This is a genomic window from Nocardia sp. NPDC004068, from assembly GCF_042874315.1.
Classification (GTDB): domain Bacteria; phylum Actinomycetota; class Actinomycetes; order Mycobacteriales; family Mycobacteriaceae; genus Nocardia.
Genome location: NZ_JBIAMW010000012.1, coordinates 112,128 through 128,973, shown reverse-complemented (window position 1 = coordinate 128,973; position 16,846 = coordinate 112,128). Strand labels below are relative to the sequence as shown.

At 69.7% G+C, this 16,846-nt stretch carries 17 protein-coding genes; 9 read left to right on the top strand and 8 right to left on the bottom strand.

What is annotated here, in order from left to right:
* Positions 1 to 116: 116 nt before the first annotated feature.
* A complete protein-coding gene (locus ACFYTQ_RS27955) occupies positions 117 to 809 on the bottom strand; it encodes an HNH endonuclease (RefSeq protein ID WP_387367292.1) in 693 nt (230 codons plus the stop codon).
* A 266-nt stretch (positions 810 to 1,075) separates the two neighbouring features.
* Here ACFYTQ_RS27955 and ACFYTQ_RS27950 point away from each other — a divergent pair, with 266 nt between their 5' ends.
* The 5 genes from ACFYTQ_RS27950 (at position 1,076) to ACFYTQ_RS27930 (ending at position 4,707) form a co-directional block, all read left to right on the top strand.
* Positions 1,076 to 1,480 carry a globin gene (locus ACFYTQ_RS27950; RefSeq protein WP_387367289.1) on the top strand — a complete coding sequence of 135 codons (405 nt, stop codon included), beginning with the start codon at positions 1,076 to 1,078 and terminating at the stop codon, positions 1,478 to 1,480.
* Positions 1,481 to 1,613: 133 nt separating this feature from the next.
* Entirely contained in the window at positions 1,614 to 3,197 is a 1,584-nt protein-coding gene (locus ACFYTQ_RS27945) for a glycoside hydrolase family 13 protein (RefSeq protein ID WP_387367286.1), read from the top strand.
* A gap of 73 nt (positions 3,198 to 3,270) precedes the next feature.
* Positions 3,271 to 3,543, top strand: a complete 273-nt coding sequence (locus ACFYTQ_RS27940; protein ID WP_387367283.1) for a hypothetical protein — start codon at positions 3,271 to 3,273, stop codon at positions 3,541 to 3,543.
* Positions 3,530 to 4,000 (top strand): DUF5130 domain-containing protein, encoded by a 471-nt coding sequence (locus tag ACFYTQ_RS27935; protein WP_387367280.1) that lies wholly within the window; start codon positions 3,530 to 3,532, stop codon positions 3,998 to 4,000. Before ACFYTQ_RS27940 ends, ACFYTQ_RS27935 begins: the two co-directional genes overlap by 14 nt.
* 347 nt (positions 4,001 to 4,347) lie before the next feature.
* Positions 4,348 to 4,707: a helix-turn-helix domain-containing protein gene (locus tag ACFYTQ_RS27930; RefSeq protein WP_387367277.1), complete on the top strand. Its 360-nt coding sequence runs from the start codon at positions 4,348 to 4,350 to the stop codon at positions 4,705 to 4,707.
* Positions 4,708 to 4,846: 139 nt separating this feature from the next.
* On the opposite strand, the gene ACFYTQ_RS27925 is transcribed toward ACFYTQ_RS27930, so the two are convergent.
* Both ACFYTQ_RS27925 and ACFYTQ_RS27920 read right to left on the bottom strand, forming a co-directional pair.
* A complete protein-coding gene (locus ACFYTQ_RS27925) occupies positions 4,847 to 5,437 on the bottom strand; it encodes a ClpP family protease (RefSeq protein ID WP_387367274.1) in 591 nt (196 codons plus the stop codon).
* Positions 5,434 to 6,036: a ClpP family protease gene (locus ACFYTQ_RS27920; protein WP_387367271.1), complete on the bottom strand. Its 603-nt coding sequence runs from the start codon at positions 6,034 to 6,036 to the stop codon at positions 5,434 to 5,436. The genes ACFYTQ_RS27925 and ACFYTQ_RS27920 overlap by 4 nt, the downstream gene beginning before the upstream one ends.
* 461 nt (positions 6,037 to 6,497) lie before the next feature.
* On the opposite strand from ACFYTQ_RS27920, the gene ACFYTQ_RS27915 reads away from it, so the two are divergent.
* Entirely contained in the window at positions 6,498 to 7,016 is a 519-nt protein-coding gene (locus tag ACFYTQ_RS27915) for a MarR family winged helix-turn-helix transcriptional regulator (RefSeq protein ID WP_387367268.1), read from the top strand.
* A gap of 6 nt (positions 7,017 to 7,022) precedes the next feature.
* Entirely contained in the window at positions 7,023 to 8,009 is a 987-nt protein-coding gene (locus ACFYTQ_RS27910; protein WP_387367265.1) for an EamA family transporter, read from the top strand.
* Between the two features lie 3 nt (positions 8,010 to 8,012).
* Here the strand turns inward: ACFYTQ_RS27910 and pepN are convergent, their stop codons facing one another.
* Complete coding sequence (gene pepN, locus ACFYTQ_RS27905) at positions 8,013 to 10,574, bottom strand: aminopeptidase N (protein ID WP_387367262.1); 2,562 nt, start codon at positions 10,572 to 10,574, stop codon at positions 8,013 to 8,015.
* Positions 10,575 to 10,707: 133 nt separating this feature from the next.
* Between pepN and ACFYTQ_RS27900 the strand changes: the two genes are divergently transcribed.
* Entirely contained in the window at positions 10,708 to 11,532 is an 825-nt protein-coding gene (locus tag ACFYTQ_RS27900) for a phosphoribosylaminoimidazolesuccinocarboxamide synthase (protein ID WP_387367259.1), read from the top strand.
* A gap of 96 nt (positions 11,533 to 11,628) precedes the next feature.
* On the opposite strand, the gene ACFYTQ_RS27895 is transcribed toward ACFYTQ_RS27900, so the two are convergent.
* The 3 genes from ACFYTQ_RS27895 to ACFYTQ_RS27885 form a co-directional block, all read right to left on the bottom strand.
* A complete protein-coding gene (locus ACFYTQ_RS27895; protein ID WP_387367256.1) occupies positions 11,629 to 12,837 on the bottom strand; it encodes an RNA polymerase sigma factor in 1,209 nt (402 codons plus the stop codon).
* A 195-nt stretch (positions 12,838 to 13,032) separates the two neighbouring features.
* Complete coding sequence (locus tag ACFYTQ_RS27890) at positions 13,033 to 13,425, bottom strand: YciI family protein (RefSeq protein WP_387367253.1); 393 nt, start codon at positions 13,423 to 13,425, stop codon at positions 13,033 to 13,035.
* Between the two features lie 4 nt (positions 13,426 to 13,429).
* Entirely contained in the window at positions 13,430 to 14,650 is a 1,221-nt protein-coding gene (locus tag ACFYTQ_RS27885; RefSeq protein WP_387367250.1) for an NAD(P)/FAD-dependent oxidoreductase, read from the bottom strand.
* Between the two features lie 143 nt (positions 14,651 to 14,793).
* On the opposite strand from ACFYTQ_RS27885, the gene ACFYTQ_RS27880 reads away from it, so the two are divergent.
* The gene (locus ACFYTQ_RS27880) at positions 14,794 to 15,444 is read left to right on the top strand and encodes a DsbA family protein (protein ID WP_387367247.1); all 651 of its coding nucleotides are present in this window, start codon (positions 14,794 to 14,796) and stop codon (positions 15,442 to 15,444) included.
* 270 nt (positions 15,445 to 15,714) lie between these two features.
* Here ACFYTQ_RS27880 and ACFYTQ_RS27875 read toward each other — a convergent pair whose 3' ends face one another.
* Positions 15,715 to 16,824 carry a M48 family metallopeptidase gene (locus ACFYTQ_RS27875; protein WP_387367244.1) on the bottom strand — a complete coding sequence of 370 codons (1,110 nt, stop codon included), beginning with the start codon at positions 16,822 to 16,824 and terminating at the stop codon, positions 15,715 to 15,717.
* Between the last annotated feature and the right edge of the window lie 22 nt (positions 16,825 to 16,846).

Genomic DNA, 16,846 nt, shown 5'->3' with positions numbered 1-16,846 from the left:
CGACCCACTCCTTGTCAAGAGCAGTGCTCTCTTTCGTGATCGCTGAGCGCGGCAGCGATCGTTCCCGGTTCCGCGACGGAGCGAAAATCCTTGCCGCGCAGCGTCTTTCGGGAAACCTACGCGGCACCCTCACCCAGATACTGCAACCACACCGGATCCAGATCCGCCGTCGTCGACAGCAACCGCCAATGCGGCCCCTTCGGCGAGACCAAGGGCTGCCGCAGCGTCCACCCGATCTCGCTGAGCAGCTTGTCGGCCTTGCGATGGTTGCAGGGGGCGCAGGAGGCGACGCAGTTCTCCCACGAATGCGCGCCGCCGCGGCTGCGCGGGATCACATGATCGATGGTCTCGGCCTTGCCGCCGCAGTAGGCGCAGCGATATCGGTCCCGGTGCATCAGCGCGGCGCGGGTCATGGGCACGCGGGCGCGGTAGGGGACGCGGACGTAGTTGCGCAGGCGGATCACCGAGGGCAGGGCGACCGACGCACCGGCCGAGTGGACCACGGGACCCTCGGGATTGTGGTGGACGGGATCGGCCTTGTCGCAGATCAGCAGGATGACGGCGCGACGCGCGGACAGGGCGGTCAGCGGCTCGTAGGTGGCGTTCAGAAGCAACACCCGGCGCTTGACCCAGGGGGCGGAGTTCGGCGGGGTTTCGGTGGTGCGGTGCGCGGGCGCACCCGGATAACTGTGATTCTCTGTTACGACATGCAGCGGAGTAGCCCCCGACCCACGATTGTGGACGTCGGCGGGCTGGAGTTGTCGGTGTGTTCTCGCCTCGTGTGGCCGGGCGCCGTGCCGCTGCTTCATGGGAACCCCGAATTCGTATGGTCCGGTTCGTGTGGTATCTGGGCAGACACTGCCACTCAGTTGACCATGGAACCGCCGCCTTTGCCAGCTGATTTGACACATTCCGTCTGTGGTGTTCGTGAACGCGTGGTTACACCCGGGGGTGGTATGTGTTCCGCCCGCGCACATCGGTCCCGCCCGCCGCGGCGGGCGGGAGAATGGGGTCGCCCGACCGCGCCGGGCACAATGGAGCGGGATGAGCGGACGAGCGGAAGATTCGAGGGTCGATGAGTTCGGGTGAGCAGGCGGTGACGTCGTTCTACGAGGCGGTCGGCGGGGCGGAGACGTTCCGGCGGCTGGTGAGCGCCTTCTACCGGGAGGTGGCGAACGACGAGGTGCTGCGGCCGCTGTACCCGGAGGAGGATCTGGGGCCCGCGGAGCGACGCCTGCGCATGTTCCTCGAGCAGTACTGGGGTGGGCCGCGGACGTACTCGGACGAGCGGGGGCATCCGCGGTTGCGGATGCGGCACATGCCGTTCACCATCGGGCCGATCGAGCGGGACGCGTGGTTGCGCTGCATGCGCATCGCGGTGGCCGAACTCGAGCCGGAGGTGCTCGACGACGAGCATCGCAAGGCGTTGCTGGATTATCTGGAGATGGCGGCCAACTCGCTCATGAACGCGCCGTTCTGAGGTTGTCGAACCGATTCGCTTGCGGCGCAGACCGTTTCGAGCCCATCCGCGGGCCGCGACCGGTGGTCCGATCACCGCTACGCCCGCTCGCTCGGCGGGAAGCCCGCGGAAATCTTTGGCACTATGGGATTTCGTGACACCTTCCTCCGGCGGCTCTCCCGTCGACCCGTGGTGGCGATCGGCGGTCTTCTATCAGGTGTACCCCCGATCCTTCGCCGACTCCGATGGTGACGGCGTGGGCGATCTCGGCGGTCTGCGCGATCGGCTCGGTTATCTCGAGGCGCTCGGGGTGAACGCGCTGTGGATCTGCCCGATCACGCGGTCGCCGATGGCCGACGGCGGCTACGACGTCAGCGATCCGCGCGACATCGATCCCCTCTTCGGTGACATCGACACCTTGCGCGAGGTGATCGCCGAGGCGCACCGGCGTGGCATCCGGGTCACGATGGATCTGGTGCCCAACCACACCAGCGACCAGCACCCGTGGTTCGCCGCGGCGTTGGCCGCAGGGCCGGGCAGTGCCGAGCGGGCGCGCTACTTCTTCCGCGACGGGCGCGGGCCGGACGGTTCGGAGCCGCCGAACAATTGGCCCAGCATCTTCGGCGGCCCGGCGTGGACCCGCGTCACCGAATCCGACGGCCGCCCCGGGCAGTGGTACCTGCACACCTTCGCTCGCGAACAACCCGATCTGAACTGGGACAATCCGGAGGTCGCCGCGGATTTCGAACGGACGCTGCGGTTCTGGCTCGAGCGCGGCATCGACGGTTTCCGCATCGACGTCGCGCACGGTATGGCCAAACCGCCCGGCCTGCCGGATATGGATCCCGTGCCGACCGGCATGTTCCACCTCGAGGACGACGACTACCGCTTCAACAATCCCGGCGTGCACGACATCCACCGGCGGATCCGCAAGGTGATGGACGAGTATCCGGAGGCGGTGACGATCGGGGAGGTGTGGGTCAACGACAACGTGCGGTTCGGCGAATACGTGCGGCCCGACGAACTGCATCTGGCCTTCAACTTCAAACTCGCCGAGACCGGCTTCGACGCGGCCGAAATCCGTTCCGCCATAGACAATTCCATTCAGGCGGTGACCTGGGTGGGGGCGAGCGCGACCTGGACGCTGTCCAATCACGACGTCGAACGCGAGGTCACCCGCTACGGCGGTGGCCCGGTCGGCGTGGCGCGGGCGCGGGCGATGATCCTGCTGGAGCTGGCGCTGCCCGGCGCGGTGTTCCTCTACAACGGGTCGGAGCTGGGTCTGCCGAATGTCGACGATCTGCCCGAGGAGGTGTTGCGGGATCCGGTGTGGGAGCGGTCCGGGCACACCGAGCGCGGGCGCGACGGCTGCCGGGTGCCGATTCCGTGGGAGGGGGACCGGCCGCCGTTCGGGTTCACGACCGGGCAGTCGTGGCTGCCGATTCCGCCGGAGTGGGCCGAGTTGACCGTGCGGGCCCAGTCGGAGCGACCGGATTCGACGTTGTCGCTGTATCGTTCCGCGCTCGTATTGCGTTCGCGGCGAAGCGAATTCGCTGTCCAGGATGTGGTGTGGCGGCACGGTCCGGCGGACTGCCTGGTCTTCGAGCGGGGTGGGCTGGTGTGCGTTCTCAACGCGAGCGCCGCGCCGGTTCCGCTGCCGCCGGGTGAGCTGTTGCTGGCGAGCGCGCCCCTCGCGGACGGGCGGCTGCCCGCGAACGCCGCGGCCTGGCTGGTGTGATCGAAACCCACCCGTGATCGCGGTGGGCTCACCGGTGGATTGCGCCGTCGGACGCATCGTCTACCGTTGGGTCGTGAGCATTCTCGAGACAGTGCTGATCTTTGTCGGCATCCCGCTGGTGATCTACGCGGTGATCGCCGGATTGTCGTTTCTCGGCAAGCCGCTGCCCGGCGAGAAGCCGGTCCACTACAACCTCGGTGACAAGTGGACCTCCGAGCCGGTGCTGTGGAGTGCGACCGACGAGGTGACCGCGACGGGTCACGGGCATACCTCGCACGGCAGTCATGCCGCAATCGAATCCGCCGAGGCGAATCTGATCGGAGGCCGGGCAAGTGGCAAGTTCTAGATGGCCCGCGGTGGTCGAGGCCGACCTGCCGCACGGATACGCGGTGACCAGCAGCGGTCGCGTCTCCGGCGTGCACGAGGCGGGCGACGTGTTCAAGGAGGCGCCGTTCAACGACCGCGAACGCCTGCTGATGGACAACACGCTCACCGAGGCCACCCGCAGCACCAAGGTCCGCTTCAACATCTACATCGGCGACCTGGGCGCGGACCCCGCCACCGGCGTCGACACCCTGTTCCCGTCGACCCCCGAGGCCGCCCACTCGGTCCTCATCGCCGTCTCCCCCAACGAGCACGCCGTCGAGGTCCGCTCGGGCCGCGAGGTCGCCGACCGGGTCAACGACCGCGTATGCCAACTCGGCGTCACAGCGGCGCTCGCCTCCCTGCGCCAGGGAGAGCTCATCGACGGCCTCGTCTCCGCGGTACGAGTAATGGCCGCGGCCATCGGCCGCCCCAACTGACGCTCGGCTCTGCCGTTCGACGCAGCCGCTTCGGGTTCGAAGCGGCTGCGGGGCGTTGGAGAGCCCGGTATCGCTCGCGAAGCCAGGCTCGGCGTCCTCGAAGCGGGTGCCGGGCCGCAATCGCTGCTCGCACCGTCGTCAAGTCGGCCGTGGGGGTCTAGCTTCGTCCCCGAGGCCGTTGCGGGGCGGCAGTGGTGCTTGGGTGTCGCCCCTGAAGCGGATGCGGGACGACAGTACTGCCCGAAATCGACCTCGAAGCGCCTGCCGTACACCGAAATCGCGCCCCTTTGTACGCCCTGAGCGTAATCACAGGGCAGGCCAATGGTTTCGGACCGTAGGCTCATACCATGGCCGAGCATCCCAGACTGCACTCCATCCCCGGCGGGCGCGAGGACGAGCCGGTGCGCGAACCCCTCTGGCGCGAGGTACTCGGCCGCCGCCTTCGCACCCTCCGCCGCGACCACGACGAGACCCTCGCCGAAACCGCCGCGCGCGCAGGCATTTCCCCCCAATACCTCTCCGAGATCGAACGCGGCCGCAAAGAGCCCTCGAGCGAGATGATCGCCGCCCTCGCCGGAGCCCTCGGCACCACCCTCGCGAACCTCACCGAGCAGGTGGCCACCGACCTCCGCCACCACCGCACCGCCGCCCTCCTCCGCCCGACGGCTCCCCACCGCACTGCCACCCCCACCCTCCTGGCTGCCTGACCACCCCCCCCAAAAAACGGCCCGGCCCCCAGGTCCGGCAACACCAGACGCACCCTTTATTTGGATCCGCACCCCTTCCAGGGCTCTGAAACGGGTGCGGATTCGAATAAAGGGTGCGGCTGGGTTCGTGGGGCTGGGGTTAGGGGCGGGCGCCTAGGACCTTGTCGACGAGGCCGTAGTCGATGGCGGCTTGGGCGGTGAAGACTCGGTCGCGGTCGGTGTCGTGGCGGAGGGTTTCCACGGATTGGCCGGTGTGGTGGGCGAGGATGGATTCGATTTCGGCTCGCATGCGGACCAGTTCGTCGGCTTGGAGGATGAGGTCGGGGATGGTGCCCTGGCCTCGGGCGGCGGGCTGGTGGAGGACGACGCGGGCGTGGGGGAGGACCGAGCGGTGGCCGGGGGCGCCGGCGGCGAGGAGGACGCCGCCGACGGCTATGGCCTGGCCCACGCAGGTGGTGGCCACGGGGGAGGAGACGTGTTGCATGGTGTCGTAGATGGCGAGCATGGCCGAGAGGTCGCCGCCCTCGCAGTTGATGTAGAGGTTGATCTCCTGGCCGGGGCTGTCGGCGTCGAGGTGCAGGAGCTGGGCGATGAGGGCGTTGGCGACGCCGGAATCGATGGGGGTGCCCAGGTAGACGATGCGCTCGGTGAGCAGGTGCGAGTAGACGTCCATGATGCGCTCGCCGCGCGGATGCTGGGCGATGACATTGGGGATGGTGTAGCTGGTCACGAGATGCCCACCTTCTGCCGTTGCGGAATGACCTGACCGAACGAGTCGACGATCTTGTCGATGAAGCCGTACTCCAGCGCCTGCTGCGCGGTGAAGTAGCGGTCGTGCAGCGAATCCTCGTAGACCCGCTCGTAGGGCTGACCGGTGTCCTCGGCGATGAGGCCCAGCACCGTCTGGATGGTGTGCCGCAGATCGTCGGCCTGGATCTCGACCTCCCCCGCGCTGCCGCCGATCCCCGCCGAGCCCTGATGCATGAGCACCCGCGCGTGCGGCAGCGCGTACCGCCGCCCCTTCGTCCCCGACGAGAGCAGGAATTGCCCCGCGCTGTACGCGGTTCCGAGCGCCAGCGTCGACACCTCGCACGGCACCAGCCGCATGGTGTCGCGGATCGCCAGCATCGACGGCACCGACCCGCCGGGCGAATGGATCCACAGCGAGACCCCCGCCTGCGGATCCTCGGCCGCCAGCGTGAGGATCTGGGTCATCAGCAGGGTGCCGTTGTCGTCGTCGAGCGGACCGTCGAGCACCACGATGCGCCGCGCCAGCAGCTGCTCCCGCGCCCGCCAACCGAACAGCGGAGTGTTGTTGTCCTGAGCCATGTTCCGAGCCTGCCCCAGGAATACGCCCGATCGCGCCCCACGCTGCCCACAGCAGATCTGCCCACAGCAGCGAGCGAGCGGCGGTCGCGGGGCACGCCGGGCACCGCCCCGCAGCACTGTCGCCGCGATCGCTCATCAGCTGCGCGCCTGGACACCGTCCGGATCACGGCAACCGAAGGACACGCGCCCTCGGACACCGTCCGGGTCTCGACAGCGGCCGCGTGCCGTCCCGCTGCCGGGGACGAATCAGCTTGTCGCCCAGAACTTTCCGGAGTTCCGGGGTGCCGGGGTCCGGATCGAGCACCGGCCCCTGAGACGCGCGTATTGTGCCGCCCCGAATCTGGCCCGCCGCACCGGGTTCGCGACCTCGGGCCGAAGAGCACGTGCCGCGCGCTCAGACGCCGTCCGGGGGCATCGCGGGGGCGGCGATTGGTCGCAGCTCGAAAGGGTATGCATGACTCATGCATGACACCCGGTTGGCCAATTTGCTCGGCGCGACCGTCCTGGCCGTCAACGACCTGATGCTCACCCGAATCCGTGAGGTGGGGACGGTCGGCACGAGCGGGGCGGGCGCCCTCGTGACCCTGGCGACCGCCCCCGGCATCGGCGTGAGCGAGGTGGGTCGCCGGGTGGGGGTGACGCAGTCGGCGGCGGTGCGCATGGTCGACGGGCTGGAACGGGCCGGGCTGGTCCGCAGAACGCGGGCGAGTGGGCGGGTCGTGGGCGTGGAGCTCACCGAGGCGGGTCGGCGAGCGGCCGAGCGCATCCTCACGGCCCGTGCGGAAGCGTTGCGGGATTTGGTTTCCGGGCTCGACGAAAGGGAGCGACGGGAGTTGACCGGATTGACGACCAAGCTGCTCACCCGACTGCACGGTACGGCCGGTGACTCGAACAGACTGTGCCGCTTGTGCGATCGGGTCTGCTGCACCGACAACGCCGTCTGCCCGGTCGGGCAGGCCGAACGAGACGCGCGGGAGTGATCGCGAATGGGTACCATCCTGGCCTTGCTCTCCGCCCTGAGTTACGGCGTCTCGGACTTCGTCGGCGGGATCGCTTCCCGCCGCATCGGATTCGCTCGCAGCGCGCTGCTCGGCCAACTCGGCGGCCTGCTCGTGACGATCGTCGCCGCGCCGCTCGTGTCCTCCGGCGCACCCGCCGTGCGAGATCTGTTGTGGGGCACGCTGTCCGGCGTCGGCACCGGGATCGCGATGACGTTCCTGTTCCGCGGGATCGGCCGCGGCGCCCTGTCGGTGGTCGTGCCGATCAGCGCGGTCGGGGGTGTCGCCCTGCCCGTCGTCGTCGGAACCGCGGTCCTCGGTCAGCATCCGCCCGCGCTGGCGTGGGCGGGCATCGTGCTGGCCCTCCCGGCGCTCTGGCTGGTGGCCGGTGGCTTCTCGGGCGGCCCGGTCGTCGGCGCGGCGATCGGGGACGGACTGCTCGCGGGCGTCGGCATCGCCGTGCAGTATCTCGCTCTGGCGCAAGCGGATTCGGCGTCGGGGATCTGGCCGGTCACCGCCGGGCGCGCCGCGGCGGTGCTGCTCGTCGGCGCCATCGCCGTCGCGCTCGGCCGCCGTCCCGTGCGACGATCGCCCACCCGGCCCGGGGTCCCCACGTGGGCCTCCGGCGGGCTGGTGGCCATGGTGCTCGGCGGCCGTCCCGCGCGACAATCACTCACCCGCCCCGCCGCGTTGGCCTCCGGGGGGCTGGCGCTCGGCGGCCGTCCCACGCGACGCTCGCTCACCCGGCCCAGGGTCGCGGCGTTATCCTCCGGGGTACTCGCGGCCGCCGCGCTCGTCGCCTACCTGTTCGCCGCGCGCACCCAGTACCTCGCGGTCGCGGTCGTGCTCTCCTCGCTGTATCCCGTCGTCCCCGTGGCGCTCGGCGTGACCGTCCTGAACGAACGCCTGCGCCGAAGCCAGCTGGTCGGTCTGGCTTCGGCGCTGGGCGCGAGCGTGCTGATCGCGGTGGGGTGAGGGTTAGCCTGCGTCGAAAGCCCGTGCGCGCAACGACCTTTCGATACCGGCCTTCCCCTCGACCACCAGGCGGCGCAGGGCCGGGGGATGGTCCTGGTCGAGGAATTTGTCGGCGACGGCGAGGGCCTCGGTGGAGATGGCCCAGTGCGGGTAGAGGCCGACGACGACCGTCTGGGCGACCTCGCTGGAGCGCCGTTCCCAGACCGCGGGAATATCGGCGAAGTAGCGCTCGGTGAAGCCGCTCAATAGGTCGGACTGGCCGACGGGGGAGAACCCGCCGACGATGGCGCGGGCGGTGATATTGGGAATCGAATCGTCGTTGACGACGGTCTCCCACGCCTGGTCCTTCACCGCGGCGATGGGCCGGGCGGCGGCGGCCGCGGCGGCCTGACGACGACCCGCGGCGGTGGGGTCGCGCTCCAATTCGGCGTCGATGAACGGGGTTTCGACACCGTCGGAGTCGATCTCGCCGCCCGCGGCCAGCGCCTGCACGATGCGCCAGCGCAGATCGGTGTCGACGACCAGACCGGGCAGCCCGACCTTCGCGGGGTCGCCGTCGAGCAGTTCGCGCAGCACCTCGAGATGCCACGGCGACAGCAGCGCCCCGGTCAGCGAATTGACGAACGCCAGTTGATGATCCGAGCCGGGCTCCGCCTCGCGGGCGAGCTCGAGCAGCCGATCGGCGAAGCGCGGCCAGCCCGTCCCGGCGGCCCAGCCGGGATCGGCGTAGCTGCCCAGCGCGGTCTGCGCCTGCAACAGAAGCCGTTGCACCACACCGATTTCCGATTCCGCGCCGACACCCCGCTGAACCAGCGCCACGAAATCGCGCGCCCGCAGTTCGGCCTGGCGGGTCATCTCCCACGCCGCCGACCAGCACAGCGTGCGCGGCAGCGATTCGGCGATATCGGCGATGCGGGCCACCACGGTGTCGAGGGACTCCGGATCCAGCCGCACCGAGCAGTAGGTGAGATCGTCGTCGTTGATCAGCACCAGCTTGCCGCGCTCGACGCCGACCAGCTCCGGCACCTCGGTGCGCTCGGCGGCGTCGAGATCGAGCTCGATCCGCTTGGTACGCACCAGCTTTCCGTCCCGATCGTCGTACACGCCGATCGCCAGCCGGTGCACGCGACGCTCACCCGCGCCGGGGGTCGCGCCCTCCTGGACGACCGCGAAGCGGGTGAACTTGCCGTCCGCCACCTCGAAGTCGGGCCGCAGGATGTTCAGGCCGGTCGTCTTGAGCCACTGCGCGCCCCACGTGGAAAGGTCACGGCCCGAGGACTTCTCGAGCGCGCCCACCAGATCGTCGAAGGTCGCGTTGCCGTAGGCGTGCGCGGCGAAGTAGTCGCGCAGCCCCGCCAGGAACGGCTCCAGCCCCACATACGCCACCAGCTGCTTGAGCACCGACGCGCCCTTGGCGTAGGTGATGCCGTCGAAGTTCACCTCCACCGCGGCCAGGTCGGGGATGTCGGCGGCGATCGGATGGGTGGACGGCAACTGGTCCTGCCGGTAGGCCCACGACTTCTCGACATTCGCGAATGTGGTCCAGGCGCTGGTGTATTCGGTGGCCTGCGCCTGGCACAGCACCGACGCGAAGGTGGCGAAGGACTCGTTGAGCCACAGATCGTCCCACCACTTCATGGTCACCAGATCGCCGAACCACATGTGCGCCATCTCGTGCAGCACGGTCTCGCAGCGGCGCTCGTAGGAGGCGCGGGTCACCTTGGAGCGGAACACGTAATCCTCGAGGAAGGTGACCGCCCCCGCGTTCTCCATCGCACCCGCGTTGAACTCGGGCACGAACAGCTGGTCGTACTTGCCGAACGCGTAGGGCACGCCGAAGTTGCGGTGGTAGAACCCGAAACCCTGCTTGGTCTCGGTGAACAACCGTTCGGCGTCCATGTGCTCGGCCAGCGACGCGCGGCAGTAGATGCCCAGCGGGATGTCGCCGTGCTCGTCGGAATAGGTGTCGGTCCACTTGGCGTACGGCCCGGCGATCAGCGCCACCAGGTAGGTGCTCATCCGCGGCGTGGTCGCGAAGGTGTGCTCGACGACTGTGCCGAGCTGGCGGGTCTCGATGCACGCGCCGTTGGAGATGACCTCCCAGTCCTGCGGCGCGGTGACCACCACGTCGTAGGTGGCCTTCAGATCGGGCTGGTCGAAGCAGGCGAACATCCGCTTGGCGTCGGCGGTTTCGAACTGCGAGTACAGGTAGACCCTGTCGTCGGCGGGATCGACGAAGCGGTGCAGGCCCTCACCGGTGTGCGAGTACTCGCAGTCGGCCTCGACGACGAGTTCGTTGCGTTCGGCCAAGCCGGTCAGGCGCAGCCCCTCGGCCTCGTCGTAGCCGCTCACGTCCAGCGGTTCGCCGTTCAGCGTCGCCGAGCGCACGCCGCGGCCGACGATGTCGACGAAGGTCTCCGCGCCCGGGGTGGCGGTGAAGGTGGCGATGGACCGCGAGAAGAAGGTGTCCGGCTCGGTGAGGTCGAGTTCGACGCGATAGTTCTCCACGCGGACGGCCGCGGCCCGGGCGATCGCCTGCTCCCGGGTGAGATTCGGTGCGGACAAGGAAGCTCCTTCGCTGATCGGATTCCGGACGCAACGCATCCCACAATGCCATCAACCCCGTGGTTCGGGCGCGCGCATATCCGCGCATCGCCGATCGGTAGGGTGAGACGTCGGCACGGACAGAGGAGGATTGGTGCGGCACATCCACGCGGGCAAGGTGCGCGACCTGTACGAGGACGGCGATTCGCTGCTGCTGGTCGCCTCGGACCGGGTGTCGGTGTACGACGTGGTGCTGCCGACGCCTATCCCGGACAAGGGCGCGCTGCTGACCCAGCTGTCGAACTGGTGGTTCGAGTTCTTCGCCGACGTGCCCAATCACGTGGTGTCCACCACCGATATCCCCGCCGAGTTCGCGGGGCGCGCGGTTCGGGTCCGGCCGCTGAAGATGATTCAGGTCGAATGCATCGCGCGCGGCTACCTGTCCGGCTCCGGGCTGAAGGAGTATCAGCGCACCGGCTCGGTGTCGGGGATCGCGCTGCCGCCCGGGTTGCGGGAGGGCGACAAGCTGCCCGAACCGATCTTCACCCCGACCACCAAGGCGTCCGAGGGCCACGACGAGCCGATCACCTTCGAGGATGTAGTCCGGCAGGAGGGCGTGGAGGTGGCCGAGCGGCTGCGCGAACTCACCCTCGCCGTCTACGCGCGCGGGGCGGCCTACGCCGCTGAACGCGGGGTGATCATCGCCGACACCAAGCTCGAATTCGGTTGGTACGCGGGCGAGATCACTCTCGCCGACGAGGTGCTCACCAGCGACTCCTCGCGCTATTGGCCCGCCGCCGAATGGGAGCCGGGACGCACGCAGCGCTCGTTCGACAAACAGTTCGTCCGCGACTGGGCCACGGCCACCGGCTGGGACAAGGAACCCCCCGGCCCGGAGATTCCCGCCGATATCGTCGAGGCCACTCGGGCCAAGTATCGGGAAGCCTACGAACTGATCACCGGGCACGCCTGGTCCTAGCTCCCGTCCCCTCGAAAGCGCAACGGCCGCAGCGAACTGGTTGGTGTCAACTCTTGTCGAGCTGTGCCCGCAGGGGCCGCGAATTCGACGGTCGTGCTATTCGGTGCGCAACCGGGCCGCGCGCAACAACAGGTAGTCGCGCTCGGGGGTGCTGGCCGTGCGATGGGCGGCGGCGGTGTAGCAGGTGATGGCGGCGTCCGTCTCGCCCGCCATCTCGTGCAGATGGCCGCGGACGGCGGCGAGGCGGTGATGGTCGGGGAGCCGATCGTCGAGGGTGGCGAGCAGTTCCAGGCCCGCGTGCGGGCCGTGGACCATGGCGACGGCGACCGCGCGGTTGAGGGTGACCATCGGGTTGGCGGCGATACGGTCGAAGATGTTGTACAGCAACAGGATTCGGGGCCAGTCGGTGTTCTCGGCGCGGTCCGCCTCGGCGTGCACGGCCGCGATGGCGGCCTGGACGCGATAGGGGCCGTCCAGGCCGTGGGCGATCGCCTCGGTCGCCAGGCGCAGGCCCTCGGTGAGCCGGGCGCGGTCCCAGCGGGTGCGGTCCTGGTCGGCGAGGGGGACGAGTTCGCCCGCGGGGCCGGTGCGGGCGGCGCGGCGCGCGTCGGTGAGCAGCATCAGGGCCAGCAGGCCCGTCACCTCGGGATCGTCGGGCAGCAGGCGGTGGGCGACGCGGGTCAGGCGGATGGCCTCCGCCGACAGATCGGTGCGGTAGAGACTGTCGCCGGTGGTGGCGGTGTGGCCCTCGGCGAACATCACGTAGAGCACGTGCAGCACCGCGGCGAGGCGTTCGGGGGCGGCGTCGGCGTCCGCGAACGGCCGGTCCAGGGCGGCGAGGCGTTTCTTGGCGCGCGAGATGCGTTGGCCCATGGTCGATTCCGGGACCAGGAAGGCGCGGGCGATCTCCTCGGTGGTGAGGCCGCCGACCGCGCGCAGGGTCAGCGCGATCGCGGCGGCGGGGGAGAGGACCGGATGGCAGCACAGCAGGAACAGCGTCAGGGTGTCGTCGCGATCGCGCGCCGCGTCGATCGGCGGCCGCGCCTCCCGCACGGCCACCGCGTCCTCCCGGGCCCGCCGCGCGATCTCCGACCGCACATCGTCGACGAGCCGCCGCTGGGCCACCCGCGTCAGCCACGCCCGCGGATCGTCCGGCAGCCCCTCCCGCGGCCACTGGGTCGCCGCGGCCAACATCGCCTCCTGCACGGCGTCCTCGGCGGCGTCGAAATCGCCGAACCGCCGGGTGAGCGCGCCCACGGTCGCGGGCGCCAATTCCCGTAGCAGCAAAGCGATTTCGTTCACCAAGTCATCGATCCGCGGCCGGGGCGCTTGTCGCCGCGATCTCGTTCCCCGCGACACGGATCCGCAACCGGGGCGCTCATCGCCGCGATCTTGTTCACCGGTCGCGGGTTCGCTGGCGGGGCACTCTTCACCGCGATTTCGTTCACCGGGTCGCAGGTCCGCGCCGGGGCACTCATCGCCGCGATCTCCATCACCGGGTCACAGATCCCCGGCAGGGGCGCTCATTACCTGTCGCACCTCGATGGCCTCCGCGATCGGCTCGCCGCCCGGGCCCGGTGCGGCCGAGGCGCGGGCGGCGATCTCGAGGGCTCGTTCGGGGGTGTCCACGTCCACGATCCAGTAGCCCGCGAGGAATTCCTTGGACTCCGGGAAGGGGCCGTCGGTCACCACCGGGGCGGATCTGCCGTCGGAGCGGACGATGCGGGCCTGGTCCGGGAAGGCCAGGCCCTGGGCGTCGACGAGTTCGCCCGAGCGGCGCAGCTCCTCGCCGAGCACGCGCTGGAACTCGATGTGCGCGCGAATCTCCTCCGGCGTCCACTCCGGGCCGGTGCTCGCGGCCGGATCGTAGGACTTGAGCAGCATGTATTTCATTCGGTTACAGGTCTTCCGAGGTGTCGGTCAGCCGAGCGGGATCGATCGGTCGCTGCGCCAGGATCAGGTCCTTGATCCGGTCGGTCACATCCCACACGTTCACGTTCATCCCCGCCAGCACCCGATTGTCGGGGGTCAGCCAGAACGCGACGAATTCGCGCGCGCCGAGATCGCCGCGGACCACCACGCGCGCGTCCTGATCGGGGGCGACGTGGCCGGTGTACTCCATGCCCAGGTCGTACTGATCGGTGAAGAAGTACGGCAGCCGGTCGTAGACCGCGTCGCGGCCGAGCATGGTCAGCGCGGCGACCGCGGGCTGATTGAGCGCGTTCGCCCAGTGCTCCACGCGAATTCGACGGCCGAGCACGGGATGCTGGTGCGCGGCGATGTCACCCACGGCCACGATGTCCGGATCGCTGGTCGCCAGGCTCTCGTCCACCAGCACACCGCCGTCCACCGCGAGCCCGGCGTCCGCGGCCAGTTCGACATTGGGGCGCGCTCCGACGGCCAGCAGCACCGCGTCCGCCGCGAGCACCGTGTCGTCGGCGAGGCGCACCCCCGTGGCCCGGCCGTCGGCGGTGACGATCTCGGCGACCTGGGCGCCGCAGCGCAGATCGACGCCGTGCTCGCGGTGCAGGTCGGCGAACACCTCGCCCATCTCGTCGCCGAGCGCGGCGTGCAACGGCACCGGCGCGGTCTCGACGACGGTCACCTCGAGTCCGGCGGCGCGGGCGGACGCGGCGACCTCGAGCCCGATCCAGCCCGCGCCGATGATCGCCAGTCGCCGCGCCGAACCGAACAGCTCGATCAGGGCGTCGGAATCGTCTATCGTGCGCAGCACGTGCACACCGGCCGCGTCCGCACCGGGCAGCGGCGGCCGCCGCGGGCGCGAACCGGTGGCCAGCGCCAGCTTGTCGTAGGGCAGCGTCGAACCATCCGGCAGCGCAACGGTTTTCGTGGTCCGGTCGACGGCGGTGACGGTGCTGCCGAGCAGCAGATCGACGCGATGGTCGCGATACCATTCGGGCGTGTCGACCGTGAAGTCGGTCAGTGCCTGCTTGCCCTGGAGATGTTGCTTCGACAGCGGCGGGCGCTCGTAGGGCAGCCGCTCCTCCGCGCCGATCAGCGTGATCGTTCCGTCGAAATCGTTGGCGCGCAACGCTTCCGCGAGCTTGGCCGCGGCCAGCCCGCCGCCCACGACGACGAACCTGGAATCTGTGGTCATGGCGAACCTCCGTAGGACGGCAACCAGGTCGCCTCCGACCCTACTGCGCCGCCCGGGAAGTATCCGCGCGTTCGGATCGTTGTCCCGAACGACGGTGGCGTGCGCGCTGCCGGAGAACCCGAGCTGCCCGAGAGGACGTCGACGTGACCGACAACAACACCGGTGCCAAGGACCGTGTGGACTTCTGGTTCGATCCGCTGTGCCCGTGGTGCTGGATCACCTCCCGCTGGATCCTGGAGGTGGAGCAGGTGCGCGACATCGAGGCCCGCTTCCACGTCATGAGCCTGTCGGTGCTCAACGAGGACCGCGAGGATCTGCCCGAGCAGTACCAGGAGCTGCTGCGCACCGGCTGGGCGCCGGTCCGGGTGGCCATCGCCGCCGCCCGCGAGCACGGCGACAAGGTGCTGGCCCCGCTCTACACCGCGATGGGCACCCGCATCCACAACCGCCGCGCCGAGTACGAGCGCGAGGACCGCGCCGCGTCGCTGGCCGCGGTGATCGCCGACTCGCTCGCCGAGGTCGGCCTGCCCGCCGAGCTAGCGAAGGCCGCCGACAGCGGCGACTACGACGAGGAGTTGCGCCGCAGCCACCACGCCGGAATGGACAAGGTCGGCAAGGATGTCGGCACCCCGACCATCCACATCAACGACGTCGCCTTCTTCGGCCCGGTGCTCTCGCGCATCCCGCGCGGCGAGCAGGCGGGCAAGCTGTGGGACGCCGCGGTCGCCCTCGCCGCCTACCCGCACTTCTTCGAACTCAAGCGCACCCGCACCGAGGACCCGGTCTTCGACTGACGGTTCGGGCGCTGGGCCGCAGCTCTCCTGGTTTCGGGGCCGTCAGGTCCGCGTACGGCCCCGGGGTCCGGTAGTACCCGTACGGCCCTCCGTCCCCGGGCTGTGCGGGGTACTTGGCGTGCGGCCCCTGGTCCCGGTGCTACCCGTACGGCCCTCGACCCCCTGGCTGTCCGGCGTACTCCCCGTACGACCCCTGGTCCCGGTGCTATCCGTACGGCGCTCGATCCCCGGACTGTTCGGGGTACTCCGCGTGCGGCCCTGGTTCCGGCGCTACCCGTACGGCCCTCGACTCTCGGGCTGTGCGGGGTACTCCCCGTACGACCCCGGATCGCGGGGCAGGCCGGGGACCTCGCCGTACTGGCCCGGCGGCGGGTAGCCCCCGGCCGGGGGATAGCCCGAATACGCTTGCGGTGGAGGCGGATTCGGGCGCAGGAACATCCGGCCGTGCCTGCTGCGGTCACGCAGCGCCCACATCCGCCAGGTCAGCACGGGGTGGCTGGACACGGCGTTGACCACCCAGATGAAGAAGCCCTTCTCCCGCGGGGCGCGGTCGGCCATCTCGTCGAAGTCGACGAGCGCGTTGAGGTATTTGCCGCCCGCCAGCACCTTCATCGCGCCGGGCGCGCCCTGCGGGCGGTTGCAGTAGCCGTGGTTGTCGGCGGTGTACTCCTGCGCGCGGATCAACGCGTCGCCCAGCAGCGGCAGGAACGGCACGAGGAACATGCCCAACTGCCGCCAGTACGACACGTGCCCCGCCGCGATGTGCCCGACCTCGTGGCCGATGATGAACGCCAGCGCGTCCGGATCGCGGGCCGCGCCGCCGACCTCGAACAGATCGGAATAGACCACCACGTAGCGCCGGAACCCGTGCCCGGAGGCGAACGCGTTGATCGCCCCGTTGCCCAGCAGCACGTACGCGTCGGGCACCTTGGCCATCCCGAACCGCGCCGCCGCCTCCTCGACCATCCGGAAGCCCTCGGGGAACTGGGTCGGCGACATCTTCACCGCGTTCAGCCGCTGCGTCGAGTAGTTCACGCCGCGCCCGAACCACAGCAGCAGCGGGGCCAGGATCAACAGCACCACGTACTGGTCGAAGTAGCCGAACAGCAGCAACGCCACGCAGAGCAGGTAGGCCAGCGCCGTGGCGATGATCACGATCACCAACAGCGGGATCTCCCAACTGTGCCGCGCGGGCAACCCGAACGGCGACAGGCCGCGGGTGGGCTGGTAGGTCGGCGTCGGCGGCGGCGAATACGGCTGCTGCGGAGCCCAACCCGGCGGTCCGACCCGCGGATCCCAACCGGCCATACCGGTTACGGGATTCCAGCCGGGCGGGCCGGTGTGCGCGGAGGGCTGGGCCCACTGATCATCGGACTGCATGTAAGGAACTCTAGTTATCGGC